General features: G+C 66.3%; 19 protein-coding genes. 9 read left to right on the top strand and 10 right to left on the bottom strand.

The features are described from left to right. The 9 genes from map to rpsH all read right to left on the bottom strand — a co-directional run. The coding region (gene map / locus M1L58_RS03700) for a type I methionyl aminopeptidase (RefSeq protein ID WP_248657856.1) at window positions 1-791 on the bottom strand (791 nt) is incomplete at its 3' end. 22 nt (window positions 792-813) lie between these two features. Then, complete coding sequence (locus tag M1L58_RS03695; protein ID WP_005197619.1) at window positions 814-1,368, bottom strand: adenylate kinase; 555 nt, start codon at window positions 1,366-1,368, stop codon at window positions 814-816. Continuing rightward, a complete protein-coding gene (gene secY, locus M1L58_RS03690) occupies window positions 1,365-2,693 on the bottom strand; it encodes a preprotein translocase subunit SecY (protein ID WP_006360195.1) in 1,329 nt (442 codons plus the stop codon). Before secY ends, M1L58_RS03695 begins: the two co-directional genes overlap by 4 nt. Before the next feature lie 201 nt (window positions 2,694-2,894). Continuing rightward, window positions 2,895-3,335: a 50S ribosomal protein L15 gene (rplO, locus tag M1L58_RS03685; protein ID WP_006867008.1), complete on the bottom strand. Its 441-nt coding sequence runs from the start codon at window positions 3,333-3,335 to the stop codon at window positions 2,895-2,897. A 3-nt stretch (window positions 3,336-3,338) separates the two neighbouring features. After that, entirely contained in the window at window positions 3,339-3,518 is a 180-nt protein-coding gene (gene rpmD, locus M1L58_RS03680) for a 50S ribosomal protein L30 (protein WP_006899639.1), read from the bottom strand. Between the two features lie 37 nt (window positions 3,519-3,555). Next, a complete protein-coding gene (rpsE, locus tag M1L58_RS03675; protein WP_248657855.1) occupies window positions 3,556-4,203 on the bottom strand; it encodes a 30S ribosomal protein S5 in 648 nt (215 codons plus the stop codon). Window positions 4,204-4,249: 46 nt separating this feature from the next. Then, window positions 4,250-4,654: a 50S ribosomal protein L18 gene (gene rplR / locus M1L58_RS03670; RefSeq protein WP_005197625.1), complete on the bottom strand. Its 405-nt coding sequence runs from the start codon at window positions 4,652-4,654 to the stop codon at window positions 4,250-4,252. 3 nt (window positions 4,655-4,657) lie between these two features. After that, window positions 4,658-5,194, bottom strand: a complete 537-nt coding sequence (rplF, locus tag M1L58_RS03665; protein WP_154882509.1) for a 50S ribosomal protein L6 — start codon at window positions 5,192-5,194, stop codon at window positions 4,658-4,660. A gap of 13 nt (window positions 5,195-5,207) precedes the next feature. Next, complete coding sequence (rpsH, locus tag M1L58_RS03660) at window positions 5,208-5,606, bottom strand: 30S ribosomal protein S8 (protein WP_005197628.1); 399 nt, start codon at window positions 5,604-5,606, stop codon at window positions 5,208-5,210. 266 nt (window positions 5,607-5,872) lie between these two features. Between rpsH and M1L58_RS03655 the strand changes: the two genes are divergently transcribed. From M1L58_RS03655 to M1L58_RS03615, 9 genes are all read left to right on the top strand, one after another. Then, window positions 5,873-6,961, top strand: a complete 1,089-nt coding sequence (locus M1L58_RS03655; protein WP_248657854.1) for a PQQ-dependent sugar dehydrogenase — start codon at window positions 5,873-5,875, stop codon at window positions 6,959-6,961. Window positions 6,962-7,401: 440 nt separating this feature from the next. Next, entirely contained in the window at window positions 7,402-7,734 is a 333-nt protein-coding gene (locus M1L58_RS23455; RefSeq protein WP_308221787.1) for a hypothetical protein, read from the top strand. A 258-nt stretch (window positions 7,735-7,992) separates the two neighbouring features. Next, window positions 7,993-8,322 carry a cupin domain-containing protein gene (locus tag M1L58_RS03645; RefSeq protein WP_006360202.1) on the top strand — a complete coding sequence of 110 codons (330 nt, stop codon included), beginning with the start codon at window positions 7,993-7,995 and terminating at the stop codon, window positions 8,320-8,322. 181 nt (window positions 8,323-8,503) lie between these two features. Continuing rightward, window positions 8,504-12,235 carry a nitrate reductase subunit alpha gene (locus M1L58_RS03640; RefSeq protein ID WP_127962571.1) on the top strand — a complete coding sequence of 1,244 codons (3,732 nt, stop codon included), beginning with the start codon at window positions 8,504-8,506 and terminating at the stop codon, window positions 12,233-12,235. After that, window positions 12,235-13,914: a nitrate reductase subunit beta gene (gene narH, locus M1L58_RS03635; RefSeq protein ID WP_232718856.1), complete on the top strand. Its 1,680-nt coding sequence runs from the start codon at window positions 12,235-12,237 to the stop codon at window positions 13,912-13,914. Before M1L58_RS03640 ends, narH begins: the two co-directional genes overlap by 1 nt. Next, window positions 13,911-14,600 (top strand): nitrate reductase molybdenum cofactor assembly chaperone, encoded by a 690-nt coding sequence (gene narJ, locus M1L58_RS03630; protein ID WP_248657853.1) that lies wholly within the window; start codon window positions 13,911-13,913, stop codon window positions 14,598-14,600. Before narH ends, narJ begins: the two co-directional genes overlap by 4 nt. A gap of 8 nt (window positions 14,601-14,608) precedes the next feature. After that, window positions 14,609-15,358 (top strand): respiratory nitrate reductase subunit gamma, encoded by a 750-nt coding sequence (gene narI / locus M1L58_RS03625; protein ID WP_248657852.1) that lies wholly within the window; start codon window positions 14,609-14,611, stop codon window positions 15,356-15,358. Next, a complete protein-coding gene (locus tag M1L58_RS03620; RefSeq protein ID WP_248657851.1) occupies window positions 15,355-16,563 on the top strand; it encodes an MFS transporter in 1,209 nt (402 codons plus the stop codon). Before narI ends, M1L58_RS03620 begins: the two co-directional genes overlap by 4 nt. Window positions 16,564-16,655: 92 nt before the next feature. Further along, a complete protein-coding gene (locus tag M1L58_RS03615; RefSeq protein WP_232718869.1) occupies window positions 16,656-17,255 on the top strand; it encodes a DUF4262 domain-containing protein in 600 nt (199 codons plus the stop codon). Between the two features lie 49 nt (window positions 17,256-17,304). Here the strand turns inward: M1L58_RS03615 and M1L58_RS03610 are convergent, their stop codons facing one another. Continuing rightward, window positions 17,305-17,445, bottom strand: a complete 141-nt coding sequence (locus tag M1L58_RS03610; protein ID WP_248657850.1) for a hypothetical protein — start codon at window positions 17,443-17,445, stop codon at window positions 17,305-17,307. Window positions 17,446-17,497 lie beyond the last annotated feature (52 nt).

The following is a 17,497-nucleotide window of genomic DNA, read 5'->3' as shown; positions in this document are numbered from 1 at the left end:
TGGGGCCGCGGGGTCAGAATCCGCGGGCCGTCGGCGGTGACCGCGACGGTGTGTTCCCAGTGCGCCGCGCGGGAGCCGTCGTCGGTCACCACGGTCCAGTCGTCCTCCAAGACGGTGGTGTCGACCGTGCCCAGGGTCAGCATCGGCTCGATCGCGAGCGTCGACCCGATCACCAGAAGCGGTCCCTTACCGGGCTCGCCTTCGTTGGCGAGGAACGGATCCATGTGCATCTCGCGACCGATGCCGTGACCGCCGTACCCGTCGACGATGCCGAACGGACGGTTGAACTTCTTCTCCGCGGCGCGGGTGCCGAGTTCGATCGCGTGGGAGATGTCGGTGAGGCGTGCGCCGTCGACCATGGCCGCGATACCGGTCTCCATCGACAGACGGGTGGCCTCGGACAGATCCGCATCGGCCTGCGACAGCTCGCCGACCCCGAAGGTCCAGGCCGAGTCGCCGTGCCAGCCGTCGAGGATGGCACCGCAGTCGATCGACACGAGATCACCTTCGGCGAGAACGACATCGGCCGACGGGATCCCGTGGACCACGACGTCGTTGACCGAGCTGCAGATCGATCCGGGGAAACCGTTGTAGCCCTTGAACGAGGGAACTGCTCCGGCCTCGCGGATCACGGTCTCCGCGACCTCGTCGAGGTCGAGGGTGCTGACCCCCACCTTCGCGGCGTCGCGGACGGCCACGAGAGCCGATCCGACGACTGCGCCCGCTGCTGCCATCGCATCCAGTTCAGCGGCGGAGCGGAACGGAACGCGCTTGCGTTTACGAAAACCCATCAGCGGACGCAGTCTCGACGTGTCAGTTGACGCCGGCGCCGAGGGCGCTCAGCACACGCTGGTGGACATCCTGGATGTCGCCCACCGCGTCGATGGTCTTGACCTCGTCCCCGTAGTACTCGAGCAGCGGCGAGGTCTCCTTGGTGTAGACGTCCATCCGGTTGCGGATGACCTCTTCGGTGTCGTCGGCACGACCACGAGCCATCATGCGCTCCACGACGACGTCGGTGTCGACGACGAAGGACAACACGGCGTCGAGCGAGGCGTCGAGATTGGCCAGGATGTCCTTGAGGGCATCGGCCTGCTCGGTCGAACGCGGAAAGCCGTCGAGGATGAAGCCCTTGGCTGCATCCGGCTCGCCCACGCGGGCGCGAACCATGTCGACGGTGATCTCCGACGGGACCAGGTTGCCGGCGTCGAGGTACTTCTTGGCCTCGATACCGACCGGGGTGCCCTGGGAGATGTTGGCGCGGAACAGGTCACCGGTCGAGATGTGCGGGATGCCGAGGGCTTCGCTCAGCAGTTCCGCCTGGGTGCCTTTGCCTGCTCCGGGCGGGCCGAGAATAACGAGTCTCACTTGAGAAATCCTTCGTACTTGCGTTGCATCAACTGACTGTTGATCTGTTTCATCGTGTCCAGGCCCACACCGACCATGATCAGTACGGCCGTGCCGCCGAACGGCAGGTTCTGGACGTTGCCGCTGTTACCGATCTCGAGGAACAGGTTCGGCAGGACCGCGATGATACCGAGGTAGATCGAACCGGGCAGAGTGATGCGGCTGAGGACGTAGCCCAGGTACTCCGCGGTCGGGGCGCCCGGCCGGATACCCGGGATGAAGCCACCATACTTCTTCATCTCGTCGGCGCGTTCCTCCGGATTGAACGTCACCGCCACGTAGAAGTACGTGAAGAAGATGATCATCAGGAAGTAGACCGCGATGTAGACCCCGTTGCTGGGATCGGTCAGGTACTTGGTGACGTACTCCTGCCACGTCGACTGCGTTCCGTCGGTGCTGCGCGTCAGTTCGACGATCAGCTGCGGCAGGTACAGCAGCGATGAGGCGAAGATGACCGGGATGACGCCGGCCTGGTTGACCTTCAGCGGCAGGTAGGTCGACGAGCCGCCGTACATCTTGCGTCCGACCATGCGCTTGGCGTACTGCACCGGAATGCGGCGCTGGCCCTGCTCGATGAAGACGACGCCCGCGACGATGATCAGCGCGGCGACACACACGAGGGCGAAGACGAGACCGCCGCGGGTGTTGAGAATGGTGCGACCCTCGGCCGGGATACGGGCAGCGATACCCGCGAAGATCAGCAGCGACATGCCGTTGCCGATACCGCGCTCGGTGATGAGCTCGCCGAACCACATGACGACACAGGCGCCGGCGGTCATGACGAGCACGATGATCATCAGACCGAAGATGCTGGAGTCGTTGAGCACCTCACCGCTGGTCGCACAGGACTGCGGGAGGAGCTGGCCGCGGTCGGCGAGGGCGACGATGCCGGTCGACTGGAGGAGCGCCAGGGCCACGGCGAGATAACGCGTGTACTGCGTCATCTTGGCCTGGCCGGCCTGGCCTTCCTTGCGCAGCTGCTCGAACCGTGGGATGACCACCGTGAGCAGCTGGACGATGATCGACGCCGTGATGTACGGCATGATGCCGATCGCGAACACCGACAGCTGCAGCAGCGCGCCGCCGGAGAACAGGTTGATCAGGGAGTAGACCGAGCTCGACTCACCGGCCGAGACCTCGTCCAGACATGCCCGCACGGCCTGGTAGTCCACGCCGGGCGACGGCACGGTCGCGCCGAGGCGATACAGGATGATGATGCCGAGAACGAAGAGGATCTTCTTCCTCAGGTCCGGCGTCCGTATGGCCGCGAAGAGGGGGGAAAGCACTAACTCCTCCTAGGAACGACCACGCGAGGGTTCAGTTCCGGGTCGGTCACGACCCGATCCCCGTGTGCTCGGCAATCGACAATGTTCGGGATGCGGCGATCTTGTGCGGATGCGGCAGACAACGTCTGAAACTCTAACAGTGACGCCGAAACCGCCGGTCGGACGGCAGCGGTGCTGCCGCCCGACCGGCGGTCGGATCCGTCAGAGTTCGGTGACGCTGCCTCCGGCAGCGGCGATCTTCTCCTTGGCGGAGGCGGTGAACTTGTCGGCGGTGATGTCGACCTTGACGGAGAGCTCTCCGTCGCCGAGCACCTTCACCAGCTTGTTCTTGCGCACCGCGCCGGCTGCGACGAGCTCGTCGACGCCGATGGTGCCGCCCTGCGGGAAGAGACGCGCGATGTCACCGACGTTGACGACCTGGTACTCGATCCGGTTGCGGTTGGTGAAGCCCTTGAGCTTCGGCAGCCGCATGTGGATCGGCATCTGGCCACCCTCGAAGCCGGCGGGCACGTTCTTACGTGCCTTGGTGCCCTTGGTGCCGCGGCCTGCGGTCTTACCCTTGGACCCCTCACCGCGACCCACGCGGGTCTTGTCGGTCTTCGACCCCGGTGCGGGGCGAAGGTGATGGAGTTTGATGGTCATTGCTTAAACCTCTTCGACTGTCACGAGGTGACGAACCGCGTTGATGAGGCCGCGGTTGATCGGCGTGTCCTCGCGGGTGACGGTCTGGCGGATGCCCTTCAGTCCGAGGGTCCGCAGGCTGTCACGCTGGTTCTTCTTGGTACCGATGGTGCCCTTGACCTGAGTGATCTTCAGCTGGGCCATATTCGACTCCCTGACTGTTGTCTTATCGGCCATGTCGCTACGCTCCCTGGCCGGCACGAGCGCGCAGCATACCGGCCGGAGCGACGTCCTCGATCGGCAGACCACGGCGGGCCGCGACCTCTTCAGGACGCTGCAGCATCTTGAGTGCCGCCACGGTGGCGTGGACGACGTTGATCGCGTTGTCCGAGCCGAGGCTCTTGGCCAGGACGTCGTGGACGCCTGCGCACTCGAGCACGGCACGCACCGCGCCACCGGCGATGACACCGGTACCGGGGCTGGCCGGGCGCAGCATGACGACACCGGCAGCGGCCTCACCCTGAACCGGGTGGGTCACGGTGCCGCCGATCAGCGGGACGCGGAAGAAGTTCTTACGAGCCTCTTCGACGCCCTTCTGGATCGCGGCCGGAACTTCCTTGGCCTTGCCGTAGCCGACGCCGACCATGCCCTGGCCGTCGCCGACGACCACGAGAGCGGTGAACGAGAAACGACGTCCACCCTTGACCACCTTCGAGACGCGGTTGATGGTCACCACGCGCTCGAGCTGGTTGCGGTCCTGGTCGCGGCCGCCGCGATCGCGACGGTCTCCGCGGCCACCGCCGCGACGGTCGTTGCCGCCACCTGCGTTGTTCTGGTTGTTGTCGTTACCGGCGGGTCCGTTTCCGCCGTCACGCTGACGTCCGGGCATCAGAGGTTCCCTCCGGTCATGTGGGTGTAGCTGGTGAAGATGGTCATCAGAAGCTCAGGCCTCCCTCACGGGCGGCATCGGCGAGCGCGGCGATACGGCCGTGGTAGTCCTTGCCGCCACGGTCGAACACGACGGCGTCGACGCCGGCAGCCTTGGCGCGGGCGGCGATGAGCTCGCCGACCTTGCGGGCCTGAGCCGACTTGTCGCCGCCTGCTGCACGCACGTCGGCCTCGATCGACGACGCGGCGGCCAGCGTCTTGCCGGCCAGGTCGTCGATGAGCTGCACGTGGATGTGGCGCGAGCTGCGCTTGACCGCGAGACGCGGACGAGCCGGGGTTCCGCTGACCTTCTTGCGGAGACGGAAGTGCCGGTTGACGGTCGCCTTGCGACGACGCGTCGACACGTCCTTGCCGAGGGGCTTGCGGCTGGTCTTGGTAGCTGTGTCACTCATGGCTTACTTACCCGTCTTTCCGACCTTGCGACGGATCTGCTCACCCTCGTAGCGAATGCCCTTGCCCTTGTAGGGGTCCGGACGACGCAGGCGGCGGATGTTCGCCGAGATCTGGCCGACTTTCTGCTTGTCGATACCCGAGACCGAGAACTTGGTCGGGGACTCCACGGCGAAGGTGATTCCTTCGGGGGCCTCGATCGGCACGGGATGGCTGTAACCGAGGGCGAACTCGAGGTCGTTGCCCTTCGCCTGGACGCGGTAGCCGACACCGAAGATCTCCATCTTCGTGGTGTAGCCCTGCGTGACGCCGATGACCAGGTTGTTGATCAGCGAACGGCTCAGGCCGTGCAGCGCGCGGCTGCGACGCTCGTCGTTGGGGCGGGTGACAACGATGGTGTTGTCTTCCTTGGCGACCGTGATGGGCTCGCTGACGGTGAGCGAGAGCTCACCCTTCGGGCCCTTGACGGCAACGCGCTGTCCGTCGACGGTGACGTCGACGCCCGCGGGGATCTCGATGGGGTTCTTTCCGATACGCGACATGTCGTTCCCTCCCCTACCAGACGTAGGCGAGGACTTCGCCGCCCACGCCCTGGTTGGCTGCCTGGCGGTCGGTGAGCAGACCCGACGACGTGGAGATGATGGCCACGCCGAGGCCGCCCAGCACCTTGGGCAGGTTGGTGGACTTTGCATAAACCCGGAGACCCGGCTTCGAGACGCGGCGCAGACCGGCGATGGAGCGCTCACGGCTGGGGCCGTACTTCAGGGAGACGATCAGGCTCTTGCCGACCTCCGCATCCTCGATGCGGTAGTCGGTGATGTAGCCCTCACGCTTGAGGATCTCGGCGATGTTCACCTTGATCTTCGACGACGGGAGTTTCACCTCGTCGTGGTACGCCGAATTGGCGTTGCGCAGACGCGTCAAGAAGTCTGCGATTGGGTCAGTCATGGTCATGGTTGACCGTCAACCTTTCTCGTGGCGGTTCCCATACAGCGCCGATGAGAGGAAATCCCTCTGACCTGCGGTGGGCCTTCCACGAAGTGGATAGTTTCTTCAAGGTTCTCGTCGCCGGTGCCCTTGGCTTTTCGCCGGCACCGGAGACTATTCAGTTGTGTCCCGGGCACCTGAGGTGCACAGGCAACCGGTCTAGTGTAGGGAATCTGCTGGCCAGACCCAAATCGGGCCCGGGAGCGCCACCGAGATCGGGCACCATCGAGGGTATGGATCGCCGCCAGCTTCTCACCGCCGGGCTGCTCGGGTTCACCGGCGCCGTACTCACCTCCGGCTGCTCGGGCGCCGACGTCGTCCGCCCCTCACCGTCGCGCGACGGACAGAGAGACACCGAGGACACGGGGAGGACAGCCGTCGAGGTGATCGCCTCGGGACTGAACGTGCCGTGGGCAATGGGATTCCTCCGCGGCGGCGATGCGTTGGTCACCCAACGCGACGACGCCACGATCGTGCGGGTGTCCGGGTCGGGCGAGGTCCGGACCGTCGGCGAGATCGGCGACGCCGCGCCTCGCGGCGAGGGTGGGCTGCAGGGCATCGCGATCGCCCCGGGCGCCGAGGACGCGGTGTTCGTCTACTACACCACCGACTCCGACAACCGGCTCGTCCGGCTGGACTTCGACGGCCGGCGACTCACCGGTCCGCGCACGCTCCTGCGCGGCCTCGACGCCGCCTACAACCACCACGGCGGTGCGCTCGTCTTCGATGCCGACGGCAGCCTCTTCGTCGCGGTCGGCGATGCAGCCGAACCCGCTGTCGCACAAGAGATACGGTCCCTCAACGGCAAGATCCTACGTGTGGACACCGAGGGTCGCCCATGGCCCGGCAACCCGTTCGGCAACGAGGTCTACTCCTACGGCCATCGCAACGTGGAAGGGTTGGCATTCGACGGCGCGGGCCGCCTGTGGGCAACCGAGTTCGGCCAGAACCGGCGCGACGAACTCAACCTCATCCGGCGCGGCGGCAACTATGGCTGGCCCGAGTTCGAAGGCGAATCCGACGATCCTCGGTTCATCGCCCCGAAGGTCACCTGGACCCCGCAGGAGGCCTCGCCGGCCGGCCTCGCGATCGTCGGTGATCGCGCGTACGTCGCCGCGTTGCGCGGCCGGAGGCTGTGGGAGGTGCCCCTCGACGGGGAGTCGGCCGGTCAACCGGCGAGTCACCTCACCGACGACTACGGACGGATCCGCGCGGTGGCCGCGGCACCCGACGGTTCGCTCTGGGTGAGCACGAGCAACACCGACGGCCGCGGACAGCCCACCGATGACGACGATCGCATACTGCGCGTGATTGCCGGCTGACACGACGCCGTCGACAGCAGTCTCGCCGAAATGTCCATTCGCCCACCGCGCGTTGGTGCGATGTGTTTACGGTGGGTCTCGGATGAGGGTCCGTCGGACGGGATCTCGCCAACCGCGCGGGACGTCGGACCCAGAGAGGTCGCGATGAACCGAAGGATCACCACCACTCTCATAGCCGGTGCAGCAAGAGCCTGACAGTCGCCGTATCAACACTCGCCGGCGCGGGCAACGCCGCCGCGCAAGGCAAGGGAGTCGAGATCACCGCCGTCGACAACAAGAACTGCACCGCCACCTTCACACTCACCAACTACACGAATTCAACTTTCTACCAACCAGATTGGTGGTTCAAGCAGGAAGCGAACCAGGACTGGATCAATGCCACCGGGAACGTCGGAGACCTGACGGCTCCGTGGCGGTACGTCAACGGGATCCCGTGGCCCATGGCCCGCTGGGTCCAACGAGAAGACGGCACCAAACTGTTTTCCCAACTCGCGCCCGGCGTGCCCCCGGCTGGTGGCGGTGTGCCGTACAACAGCAGTGCCCAACCGGACGGTTTCGTCAGCACGGCGACGGTCAATCTCAAGACCGTCACCAATCCCGCGCCACCGGCACCCTCGCCGGAGGGCACCCAAACCATCTACTACCGCATCAAGTCGGGCCCCCAGACCGCTGACCGGCGGCCGACCCCGCAGGAACTGGTTGTCACCGGCTGCCAGTCGGGATCCGGCTCTCTCGACTGGGGCTCTCTCGATTGGGGCTCTCTGCGTTTCTGACCCGCCACGCCGACGCGGCCCACGATCGTCGTCCGACCACTCCGTGGCCGGCGCGGGCATCCCCGGCGGTCACCGGTTTCCGCAGGCACCATGACGACATCGCGTATTCAGCGCGAGTTCCGCCCAGGGCAGCGCACTATTCACCAGGCCGCACATGTGTATGCCGGCGAAAGCTCCGGCAGTGTTCCGGTCGGCAACAAATCGGCGTCGATCGGCAGAACCACAACCATCGTGCGCGCCGTATGCCATCGTCGAGCCATGCACTCGACCCGGCTGCCCGAACTCGTCGACGAGCTCCTGACCACCGCACATGGGGCCAGGAGCCGTCGCGCTGCGCACACGCTGTACGGCGACTCCTCACGGCACCTGCGACAGACGGTTATCGCGCTGGTCGCCGGAGCCACGTTGTCCGATCACGAAAGCCCCACCGAGGCAACCCTTCACGTCCTCCGGGGCCACGTCTCCCTCAAGACGGGCGAGCACAACTGGGATGGCCGGCAGGGCGACCTCGTCACGATCCCTCCCGAGCGTCACGGACTCACCGCCCGCGAGGATTCCGCGGTGCTGCTGACAGTCGCCACGCACTGACCCACGACGCCGAAGCACGTCGGACCTACGCAATCGATGAGCGCAACCTGCCCTGGGGTCCGCAATTGTTCGAGTGCGGATTTGATTTCCCGACACACCATTCTTGAGATTGTTTGTCGCATTCGCGTCGAATCGAGGAAATAGCAGATATCGCCTGACACAGATGTGTACCGTGGCGCGCATGGCCCGGTCCGGCGACACTCAGGGCACTGCAGCCACTGCCCTTCTGAACATCGGCAAGTTCTTCACCCGTTGGGACGAGACCGACGACCGTCGCGCAGTATTCCGTGACGGTGGGCGCGCCGGCGACGTCTTCTATCGAGACCGGTGGAGCCACGACAAGATCGTCCGTTCCACGCACGGGGTGAACTGCACCGGTTCGTGCTCGTGGAAGGTCTACGTCAAGGACGGGATCATCACCTGGGAGACCCAGGAAACCGACTACCCGTCGGTGGGACCCGACCGACCCGAGTACGAGCCACGCGGATGTCCGCGCGGCGCCGCATTCTCCTGGTATACCTACTCCCCCACGCGTGTTCGGCACCCGTACGCGCGAGGTGTTCTCGTCGAGATGTACCGCGAGGCGAGAGCCCGGCTCGGTGACCCCGTCCTCGCCTGGGCCGATGTTGTGTCCGATCCGCTCCGGCGCCGCTCCTACCAGCAGGCCCGGGGCAAAGGCGGCCTGGTGCGGGTGAGCTGGGACGAAGCCACCGAGATGGCGGCCGCGGCACATGTCCACACCATCAAGACCTACGGGCCCGACCGGTGTGCGGGATTCTCGCCGATCCCCGCGATGTCGATCGTGAGCCACTGCGTCGGCACGCGCTTCATCCAGCTCATCGGCGGCGTCATGACGTCGTTCTACGACTGGTACGCCGACCTGCCCGTGGCGAGTCCGCAGGTGTTCGGCGACCAGACCGACGTCCCGGAATCCGGGGACTGGTGGGACGCGACCTACCTGATGATGTGGGGATCGAACGTGCCCGTCACCCGTACCCCGGACGCACACTGGATGGCCGAGGTTCGCTATCGCGGCACCAAGGTGGTCGCCGTCAGTCCCGATTACGCCGACAACACCAAGTTCGCCGACGAGTGGCTACCAGCGCAGGCCGGCACCGACGCCGCTCTCGCGATGGCCATGGGCCACGTCATCCTGACCGAGTTCTTCCGCGACCGCACGACCGACTTCTTCGACTCCTACGTCCGCACCTACACCGACCTCCCGTTCCTCATCCGCCTCGACGAGCACGACGACCAGGACACGCTGGTGGCGGGCAAGTTCGTCACCGCCGACGAAGTCGGCTCCAGCCCCACCGCCGACGAAGTCGGCTCCGGTTACACCGCCGAGGACGTCTGGAAGACCGTGTTCTGGGACGAGGACCGCGACGGTCCCGCGGTGCCGAACGGTTCGGTGGGGTTCCGGTACGCCGAGTCCGGCGTGGGACGGTGGAATCTCGACCTCGAGGGCGTGCGGCCCGCCCTGACTCTCCTGGGTCCCGACGCGGAGCTCGTCTCGGTGTCCTTCCCGGTCTTCGACGCACCGGACGGCAGCGGCTCGGTGGTCCGCCGCGGTGTCCCGGCCCGGCGGATCAACGGCCGCCTCGTCACGACCGTCTTCGACCTGATGCTCGCGCAGTACGGCGTCGCCCGGGACGGGCTTCCCGGCGAGTGGCCCACCGGCTACGACGACGCGACCACGCCCTACACCCCGGCGTGGCAGGCCGAGATCACCGGCGTCCCGGCCGAGGCCGCGATCCGCGTCGCCCGCGAATTCGCTGCCAATGCCGAAGAGTCGCAGGGCCGCTCGATGATCATCATGGGCGCCGGAATCTGCCAATGGTTCCACGGCGACGCGACCTACCGCGCGATCCTCTCGCTGCTCATCCTCACCGGCTGTATGGGCCGGAACGGGGGCGGCTGGGCACACTACGTCGGGCAGGAGAAGTGTCGTCCGATCACCGGTTGGGTGTCGCTGGCGAACGCGCTCGACTGGTCGCGTCCGCCTCGGACGATGACCGGGACGTCGTACTGGTACATGCACACCGGGCAGTGGCGCAACGACGGATATTCCACCGCGTCACTCGCCTCCCCGCTGGCGCGCGGCTCGATGGACCACGAGCACACCGCCGACGCGATCGCACAGTCCGCGCGGCTCGGGTGGATGCCCTTCTACCCGCAGTTCTCGGCGAATCCCCTCGACGTCGCCGACGAGGCCACCGCAGCGGTCGACCGTGGAGACGCCGACGACGTGGCCGGTTACGTCGCCGACCGTCTGCACACCGGCGACCTGACACCCGCCATCTCCGATGTCGACGCGCCGGAGAACTGGCCGCGAACTCTCGTCCTGTGGCGGTCGAACCTGCTCGGTTCGTCGGCCAAGGGCAACGAGTACTTCCTGCGGACTCTGCTCGGCACACATCACAACGTGCTGGGGACCGAAGATCCCGAGGCACCGCGTCCGAGCGAGATCCGGTGGCATGACCGGCCTCCCGAGGGGAAACTCGACCTGCTGCTGTCCGCCGACTTCCGCATGACCTCCACGACGCTGTTGTCCGACATCGTGCTGCCTGCGGCGACCTGGTACGAGAAGTACGATCTCTCGTCCACCGACATGCACCCCTTCGTCCATGCGTTCACCCCGGCCATCGCTCCCCCCTGGGAGGCGAAGTCGGACTTCGAGCTGTTCCACCGGCTCGCCCGCAAGTTGTCGGAGCTCGCGCGGACGCACCTCGGGACACGTCACGACCTCGTGAGTGCGCCGATGCAGCACGACACCCCCGGGGAAACCGCCCAACCGCACGGGCGGGTCGTCGACTGGCGCGACACCGGCGTGCGTGGCACACCTGGTCGGAACATGCCGAACTTCAGTGTCGTCGAACGTGATTACACGGCGATCGCCGACAAGCTCGCGACGATCGGACCGCTGGCCGACACTCTGGGCTTCACCGTCAAGAGCGTGACCTACCCTCTCGAGGAACACACGCGGACGCTCGCCGAGGCCAACGGCGTCATGCCGAGCGGTGCCGGCGAAGGCCGCCCGGCGATCGACACCGACGAGAAGCTCGCCGAGGCGATCCTCACGCTGTCCGGCACCACCAACGGCGCACTCGCGGTGGCCGGTTTCGAACAGCTCCAGACCCGCGTGGGTGTGCAACTCGACGACCTCGCACGGGGTTCGGAGGAGAAGCGGATCAGGTTCGCCGACACCCAGAAGGCACCCGTTCCGGTGATCACCTCGCCGGAATGGTCCGGCTCCGAGACCGGCGGTCGGCGGTACGCCCCGTTCACCGTGAACATCGAGCGGCTCAAGCCTTTTCACACACTCACCGGACGCATGCACTTCTACCTCGATCACGACTGGATGATCGACATGGGCGAGTCGCTGCCGATCTACCGACCCCCACTGGACATGCACCGACTGTTCGGCGAACCGCGACTCGGTCCCGACGGCGCGCGCGAGATCACGGTGCGTTACCTGACGCCGCACAGCAAGTGGTCGATCCACTCCGAGTACCAGGACAACCTGTTCATGCTGTCGCTGTCGCGTGGTGGTCCGGTCGCCTGGCTGAGTCCGCAGGACGCCGCGTCGATCGAGGTGTCCGACAACGACTGGATCGAATGCGTCAACGCCAACGGGGTGTTCGTCTGCCGCGCGATCGTGAGTCACCGGATGCCCGAGGGCGTCTGCTACGTACATCACGCGCAGGAGCGCACCATCGACGTACCCAAGTCGGAGGCGACCGGGCGCCGCGGCGGAATCCACAACTCCCCCACCCGACTTCTCGTCAAACCCACTCACCTCATCGGTGGATACGCCCAGTTGTCCTACGCCTTCAACTATCTCGGCCCCACCGGCAATCAACGCGACATGGTGTCGACGATCCGCAAGCGCAGCCAGGAGGTGACGTACTGATGCGAGTCATGGCCCAGGTCGGGATGGTGATGAATCTCGACAAGTGCATCGGATGCCACACCTGCTCGGTGACCTGCAAGCAGGCCTGGACCAACCGGTCGGGCACCGAGTACGTGTGGTTCAACAACGTCGAAACCCGTCCCGGGCAGGGTTATCCACGGCGTTATGAGGATCAGGACACCTGGCGCGGTGGATGGCGACTCAACCGCAACGGGAAGTTGCGGTTGCGCACCGGGGGACGGCTCCAGAAGCTGTTGACCCTGTTCGCCAGTCCCGTGCAGCCCACGATCAACGACTACTACGAGCCGTGGACCTACGACTACCAGACGCTGATCGATGCCCCGCTCGGTGACGACTTCCCCGTCGCGCGTCCCAAATCCCTGCTCACCGGCGAGGACACCAAGGTGACCTGGTCGGCGAACTGGGACGACAACCTCGGTGGCGCAACAGAACACGTGCCGCACGACCCCATCGTCGAGAAGCTCCGGCGCGACAGCGAGGACGCGGTCAAACTCGGGTTCGAGCAGACCTTCATGTTCTATCTGCCGCGGATCTGCGAGCACTGCCTCAATCCTTCGTGCATGGCGTCGTGCCCGTCCGGGGCGATCTACAAGCGCAGCGAGGACGGGATCGTGCTCGTGGACCAGGACCGGTGCCGCGGCTGGCGTCAGTGCATCACCGGATGTCCGTACAAGAAGATCTATTTCAACCACAAGTCCGGTAAGGCCGAGAAGTGCACCCTGTGCTATCCGCGCATCGAGGTGGGTCAACCCACCGTGTGTTCGGAGACCTGCGTCGGACGCCTGCGCTACCTCGGGATCTTCCTGTACGACGCCGACGCCGTCACCGCGGCCGCGTCCACCCCGGATGAGCAGGATCTTTACGGGGCCCAACTCGATCTGATGCTGGACCCCGACGACCCCGAGGTCCTCGCGGCGGCTCGGGCCGACGGGATCCCCGACGACTGGCTGGCGGCGGCGCGCCGCTCACCGGTGTACGCGCTGGCCAAGAAGTATCGGGTCGCACTTCCGCTGCATCCGGAATACCGCACCATGCCGATGGTCTGGTACGTCCCGCCGCTGTCCCCGATCGTCGACCTGCTGGCCGAGCAAGGACACGACGCGGAGAGCCCGGGAACCCTCTTCGGCGCCATCGAGGCGCTGCGTATCCCGGTCGAGTACCTCGCCGAACTGTTCACCGCCGGTGACACCACCGTCATCGACTCGGTGTTGCGCCGCCTCGCGGCGATGCGGTCGTACATGCGTGATGTCACTCTCGGACGCGATCCCGACGGCGACATCCCCGCCGCCGTGGGGATGACCGAGGAACAGATCTACGAGATGTACCGGCTGATGGCGATCGCGAAATACGATGAGCGGTACGTGATCCCGACTGCCCATCTCGAGCAGGCCGAGAAACTCGACGAAATGGCCTGCGCGCTCGACTACGACGAGGGACCGGGGATGTTCGACTCGTCCGCGTTCGGCGAGGCCAGCGGTCGTCCGGCGCCGGTCTCGGTGGAGACCTTCCACGCGCTACGGCAACGTCAGACCACCGACACCGCGGCCGGGTCCCACACGATGGCCGGTCGTACCAACCTGTTGAACTGGGACGGCAACGGCGTTCCCGACGGGATGTTCCCGGACCGCGCCGAGAACGAACGGGGTGAGCGCGGATGAGAACGCTCTCCCTCTTCGACCGAGCCGCACGAACATCGACGGGTGTCCGGGTGATCCACCAGATCAGCTCCTGGTGCCTGGGCTATCCCGACGACGACCTGCTCTCCCGGATCGACCTCATGCGCGCCGCTCTCGACGAACAGGGCGGCGAGGCCGCGGTGCGGTCGCTGCGGCGCACGGTCGACCATCTCGCCGACGGGGACGCGATGACCCTGCGTCGCGACTACATCACCCTGTTCGACCTGTCGAAGCGATCCACCCTGTACCTGTCCTACTGGTCGGACGGCGACACCCGTCGGCGCGGAACCTCACTCGGCGAATTCAAGCAGGTCTACCGGGACAGCGGGTTCCTCGTCGACCTCCACGGTGAGCTTCCCGACCACCTCCCGATCGTCCTCGAGTTCAGCGCGCGGGCCGATCCGCGACGCGGCATCGAACTACTCGAAAAGCACCGAGCGGCACTCGAACTCATCAAGTTCTCGTTGCTGGAGTCGGACTCACCCTATGCCGGTGCGGTGGCTGCGGTGTGCATGACGCTGCCGAGTCCGTCGCCGCCCGACCGCGAGACGGCACTGGCCCGATGCCGGCCGGTCCCCGTCGAAACCGTGGGCCTGGAACCGTTCGATCCGCGGTTGCTCCCCATCGATCCGACCTCATCACGACCCCCGATCCCGAACCGACCGTGAGGTGACGCGTGGACATCTTCCTCTGGGGCGTACTGCCGTACGTGACGCTCGGGCTGCTGATCGGCGGCACCGTCTGGCGGTACCGATATGACAAGTTCGGCTGGACCACGAGGTCGTCGGAACTCTACGAGTCCCGTTTGTTACGAGTCGCCTCGCCGCTATTCCACTACGGGATCCTCGTCGTCATCGTCGGCCACGCGATGGGCCTGCTGATCCCGGAGTCGTGGACCGAGGCGATCGGTGTCAGCGAGACGACCTATCACTGGGGCGCGGCGATCTTCGGGTTGCTGGCGGCGGTCGCGACGCTCGTCGGTGTGGGCATGCTCATCTACCGGCGCCGTACCACCGGTCCGGTGTTCATGGCCACCACCAGGAACGACAAAGCGATGTATCTCGTGCTCACCACCGCACTGATCGCCGGGACCTACATCACGATCATCGGTACTGCGGACCCGCACGCACACGGCGTGAACTACCGGGAGACCGTGTCCCCATGGTTCCGGTCGATCTTCGTTCTCCAACCGGATGTCTCGGCGATGGTGCAGGCGCCGTTGCGTTTTCACGTGCACGTCCTGATCGGGATGCTCCTGTTCGCGATGGTGCCCTTCACCCGGCTCGTACACATCTTCACCGCTCCCGTGCACTACCTGTTCCGGCCGTACATCGTCTACCGGAGCCGAGCCCGCCGCCCGGCGCCGGGCAACCAGCCGGCGCGTCCCGGCTGGGCCCCGGTCGGGGTGAAGGACCGTGACCGATGACGGCCGACATCGCGGCCACCCGGACCACGACCGGGTCGCAGGCGATCAATCTCGCGCTCGCGACGTGGGCCTTCACGATCAGCTTCTGGGCCTGGAATCTCATCGGTCCTCTCGGAGTGGTCTACACCGATCAGCTCGACCTGTCGGCGAGCCAGAAGTCGATCCTCGTCGCGATCCCCGTTCTGGTGGGATCGCTGGGCCGCATCCTCACCGGCGCCCTGACCGACCGCTTCGGCGGGCGTCTCATGTTCACGGTGCTCCTGGTCGTCACGATCCCGTTCGTGTTGCTGGTGGCCTTGGCCGGTCGCCTCGCGAGTTACCCCTTGCTTCTCGTCGCCGGGTTCCTCCTCGGCGTCGCCGGTACGACGTTCGCGGTGGGTATCCCCTTCGTGAACGCCTGGTACGACAAGTCGCGTCGCGGCTTCGCCACCGGGGTGTTCGGAGCCGGCATGGGCGGCACCGCGCTGTCGGCGTTCTTCACCCCCCGATTCGTGTCGTGGTTCGGCTACGTCGCCACCCACGTCATCATCGCGGTGGCGCTGGCGGCGACCGCGGTGGTCTGCTGGATGTTCCTGCGCGACTCACCGCGCTGGGTCCCGTCGCACGACTCCGTGGTGCCGAAGCTCATCGGCGCTGCGAAGCTGCCCGTCACCTGGCAACTCGGCTTCCTCTATGCCGCCACGTTCGGCGGCTTCGTCGCGTTCAGCACCTACCTGCCGACCTATCTCAAGGACGTCTACGACTTCGATCTGCAGGCGGCCGGCACCCGGACCGCGGGTTTCGCCATCGCCGCCGTGCTCGCCAGACCGCTCGGCGGAATCCTGTCCGACCGGTTCGGGCCGCGGATCATCACGGTGATCTCGTGCGCCGGGGCGGTGGTCCTCGCCGTCTGGATGATGACCACACCCCCGTTGGAGATCCCGGCGGGCATCGACTTCGTGCTGATGGCGATCTGCATGGGCCTCGGATCGGGGTCGGTGTTCAGCTGGGTCGCCCAGGCCGCACCGGCCGAGAGGGTGGGTTCGGTGACCGGCATCGTCGGGGCCGCCGGCGGGGTGGGCGGCTTCTTCCCGCCGCTGGTCATGGGTGCCACCTACGACGCCGCCGCCCACAGCTACACCACCGGCCTCGCGCTGCTCGCGGTGTTCGCCGCAGGTGCGATGGTGTTCACGATCTTCGGCATCCGCGGAAGGCCGGCCGACTGAGCCCGCGCCCGACCGGCACTCGGGCTTCGACGATCAAAGTTGTCGGACCCCCGTGGTGTCATGGTCGCACCCTTCGAACAAAGGAGCGATCCATGTCAGACCACGCTGCCGCAATCCGAGGTCTGCCCCGGTGGCATCCCAATCCCGTCATTCGCTCGACCCTCGAGACCATCCGCCGCTGCGGCTGGCAGGTGACCTCCGTCGGCGAAGGGTTCCCCGAGGCCGGCAGCCGCGAGGCCGACTGCGGGTTCTCCTACACCGCCGGGCTCTCGTTGCATTCGATCCCCGAGCTCGCCGTCTACGGCGTCGACCCGCTCACCGCACATCACGTCCTGAACGAACTCGGCGACCTGCTGCACCGCGAGGACTGGCGCGACCTGGTCGCGACACAGACCGACATCCGTCTGCAGACGGTCGCGGTCTCGGTGCGGCTGATCGAACAGGTCGACAAGGACGAACTCATCCTCGCCAACCTGCTGTTCCCCGATTCCCCGACGCTGCAGGTGGTCTGGCCGGACGAATACGGCCGGTTCCCTTGGGAGGATGGATACGTCCTGCTGCCGATGCATCAGCCGGTGAAGGGCATCCCGGATCTCTCGGCGCACGCGCGGCGGGCCGCCCATGTGATCACCATCGAGACCGGACCCGACCGCACCCGACCCCGCCGGGGCCGCCGCATCTCGGGGCACTGACGCCCGGATATCCGTTGCCCGTCTTGAAGACTGACGGAGGCTCCTGACATCAGAGGGTCGGCCGTCGGGTGTCGTATCCCTCCCGATACCTCACCCGGCGGCGCCCGTCTCCCACGACGACGAGAACCGTGAGGACGATGATCGCGAGCAGGACGAGACCGCACCCGATCGCCAGGAGTGCTGCGGCCATGACGCCCCCTCACCTCGCTCCGCAGACGCTAACCACGTTGCGGCACCGTTGA

Source organism: Gordonia sp. C13 (assembly GCF_023218005.1).
GTDB classification, from domain to species: domain Bacteria; phylum Actinomycetota; class Actinomycetes; order Mycobacteriales; family Mycobacteriaceae; genus Gordonia; species Gordonia namibiensis.
The sequence above is the reverse complement of the archived record's forward strand: the minus strand, read 5'-3'. Positions and strand labels throughout refer to the sequence as shown.